3 protein-coding genes and 1 pseudogene are annotated in these 3,277 nt (G+C 30.2%); 3 read left to right on the plus strand and 1 reads right to left on the minus strand.

Features of this window, described 5'->3' with window-relative positions:
- From L6Q46_RS13280 to L6Q46_RS13290, 3 genes are all read left to right on the plus strand, one after another.
- Positions 1 to 1,214, plus strand: a 1,214-nt coding sequence (locus L6Q46_RS13280) for a hypothetical protein (protein ID WP_291284708.1), incomplete at its 5' end; no start/stop codon positions are given.
- A gap of 22 nt (positions 1,215 to 1,236) precedes the next feature.
- Complete coding sequence (locus L6Q46_RS13285; RefSeq protein ID WP_291284709.1) at positions 1,237 to 1,962, plus strand: head GIN domain-containing protein; 726 nt, start codon at positions 1,237 to 1,239, stop codon at positions 1,960 to 1,962.
- 262 nt (positions 1,963 to 2,224) lie between these two features.
- Positions 2,225 to 3,061: a DUF2807 domain-containing protein gene (locus L6Q46_RS13290; RefSeq protein WP_111565679.1), complete on the plus strand. Its 837-nt coding sequence runs from the start codon at positions 2,225 to 2,227 to the stop codon at positions 3,059 to 3,061.
- Positions 3,062 to 3,087: 26 nt separating this feature from the next.
- On the opposite strand, the pseudogene L6Q46_RS13295 reads toward L6Q46_RS13290, so the two are convergent.
- Positions 3,088 to 3,277 (minus strand): annotated as a pseudogene (locus L6Q46_RS13295) (hypothetical protein); the annotation flags it as partial.

Consider the following 3,277-nt stretch of genomic DNA (forward strand, 5'->3'; position numbering starts at 1 on the left):
TTACTACAACTCAGAAACTTGAAATGAAAGGCGAACCGATAACCATCTCAAATATCGAAAAAAAAGTAAAGGAAGGTTTTGACGATATTACTTCTAAATTTAGTAATATCGACCATGAGAAAATAACTAATTCAGCAAAATCTGGAGCTACTAGAATTGGTTCTACAATTGAAGAAGTTATCACAACTATCTTTAAAGTATTTGCCAAAATAATTGGAGCTTTTATCGTGTTTTTCTCAGGAATAGGATTGATAGGAATCATTATAACGAGTATCATTATGATATTTTCGTCAACAATGCCTGATAATTACATTTTAAACAACATTCAAACACCAATTGGTTTAGAAACTCCACTTTGGGCTCAAGGAATGTTACTATTATTAGGGTTTGGAATTCCATTGTTTTTCTTACTGATTTTAGGTTTGAAGCTAATGGTTAACAATTTAAGATCTATTGGAAATTATGCAAAATATAGTTTGTTAGCAGTATGGTTAATAGCTGTTGGAATCATTATTTCATTAGGAATTAACGAAGCGTCTCAATTAGCATTTGAAGGAAAATCGGTTCAAAAGGAAGTGATTGCAATTGCGCCAACCGATACATTGAAAATCAAATTCAAGAACAATGATTTTTACTCGAAAAGCAATTACAGACATCACGATTTCAAAATAACACAAGACGAAGGTGATAATGAAATTATTTATTCGAATAATGTTTCTATCGAAATTAAGTATACAGATGAAGCAACTCCATACATGTTAATTGAAAAATTAGCAAATGGAAAATCAACTTCACAAGCTAAGAAGAGAGCTGAAAAAATTAAATACAATTACAAAATTGAAGGAAACACCATCGTTTTAGACAATTATTTATTAACTGCTGTAGAAAATAAATTCAGAGGTCAGGAAGTAGAGATTTATTTGTACTTACCAAAAGGAACCATCTTCAAAACTGACGAAAGTTACAGCAATTACGATAGAAGTGATTACGACTTTTTCGATGAAAGTGAATATGATACAAAAAATCCGGTTTACCGTGTAGATTCTGATAAAATAAAATGTTTAAATTGTTTAGCGGAAGAAAATAGTGAAAACACTGACTCTTCTTCAACAATATATTATGATGATAATGGTGTTTTGATAAAAAAAGAGGTTAAAGTAAATGAAACCGATTCTACAAAAACAAAAGAAATCATTACTATAAAAACTAAATAAGAAACTACTAAAAATTTAAAACATGAAAACGACTTTAAAATTAGTTGCACTTTTACTAACCATAACCTTAACTTCTTGTACAGGAAATATAAACTTAGGCGATGGTATTGATGGAAGCGGTAATGTAGTTACCGAAAAAAGAACTATTGAAGCTCCTTTTACTAAAATTCAAGCTAGCACAGGCGTGGAAGTAATCTTGGAACAAGGAACACCAACAGAGGTTGAAGTGGAAGTTGACGATAATTTGATACAATATGTTGTAACTAAAGTCGAAAACGGAACTTTAATCGTAAAAATTGATGGCAATATTAACACTCTGGAAAGCGCAATTATTCGTGTAAAAACGAATACAATTGACGGTTTAGAATCGTCAAGCGGATCTAGCATTCGTACTATTAACAAGTTAAGAGGAACAACTTTATACTTAAAATCGAGCAGCGGAAGTACAATTAATGCCGATTTAGAATACGAAAAAGTAAATTGCGAATCTACTAGCGGAAGCGAAATTAAAGTAAGCGGAAAAGCATTAGCTTTAGAAACAAAATCGTCAAGTGGAAGCGAAATTGAAGCACAAGATTTAGCAGCAAACGAAATATTTGCACAATCAACAAGCGGAAGTAGTACAATCGTAAATCCAATTGTATTGTTAAATGCAAAAGCTTCAAGCGGAAGTTCTATTGATTATGTTAAAGAACCAAAAAAAGTGGTAAAAGAAGAAACTTCTGGCGGAAGTGTGAGCCTTAACTAATTAACAAATAATTAGTAAATAATTAACAGCTTTGTTATAAGCATTTTATAATTTTACAGGAACAAACTTAAATTCAACTCTCATGATTAAGCTAATAATTCAAGTCGTAGAATTTGTTTTTACTTTAATAGTAAGTTTTATCGATACCATCATATAGTACTAAAGCATCAGTTAAACTGGTGCTTTTTTATTTACTAAATTTCTTAAATAATGGAATTTGGAACAAATTTTGTGTATGTTTGTGATATCAAATCATCATAAAATGACAAAAAAAATATCTTTATTATTTGCGTTTTTATTTCTAACAACCGTTTCTGTTGCTCAGAAAAAAGAGAAAATTAAAGGTTCAAAAATTGTAACGGTTTCGGTTAAAGAAATCCCTGCTTTTGAAAATATTGAAATCAATGACAATTTTGAAGTCTTCTTAGTAAAAGCAGACAAATCTTCTTTAGAAATTGAAGCCGATGACAATCTTCACGAAATTATTAATTTTGAAGTTGTAGCTGGTACTTTAAGAGTTTCTTCGTTACGAGAAGCCTCGAGTTTTAAAAAATTCGCTTTACGAATTAACTATACTTCCGATTTAAAGTTAATTACAGCAAAAAGCGAAAGTTCAATTCACGCATTAGCTGATTTAGAATTAGAAAATATTACTATTAAAAATTATGACAATTCTAGAGCATTCTTAAACGTGAAAGCCAATTATTTTGCATTAGTTTTAAACGATAAATCAGAAGCAGAAATTAACGTAAAAGCAGAAAACACTTCCTTAGAATTAAGCAAAAGTGCCGAATTAAAAGCGCTAGTAACTTCTCCAGAATTAAAACTGGATATGTATCAAAAAAGTCAGGCTACAATTGAAGGAAACTGTAATAATGCTAAATTAAGATTAGATAATTCTGCATCACTTACAGCAAAAAAACTAGTAATTGCTTCGTTAGATGTAACTTCAGAAGGTTATTCAAAATGTTCTGTTAATGTAACAAGTGCTATCAGTTTAGCAGCATCAGGAAAAAGTGAAATTGAATTATTAGGTGAACCAAAAATTCAAATTAATAAATTCACTAACAACGCTACTTTATACAAAAAAGAAAAATAAAAAATGGAGCATTTAAGCTCCATTTTTTATTCTTGTCCTTTTCCACCTCTTATTACATAGGTATAAAACCACGTTATTGTAAAAGTCGGAATCACATCTACAAACGGAAGTAATTCTTCAATAAAACCAAAAACTCCGGCTAACTTTCCTGCTGTTCCTTTGAACATTACAATTAATAAAATAGCAGAAATGGGTGCCCAAAATAAATCGGTAACC

The sequence above is a fragment of the Flavobacterium sp. genome, from assembly GCF_023151265.1.
In the GTDB taxonomy this organism is placed as follows: Bacteria; Bacteroidota; Bacteroidia; order Flavobacteriales; family Flavobacteriaceae; genus Flavobacterium.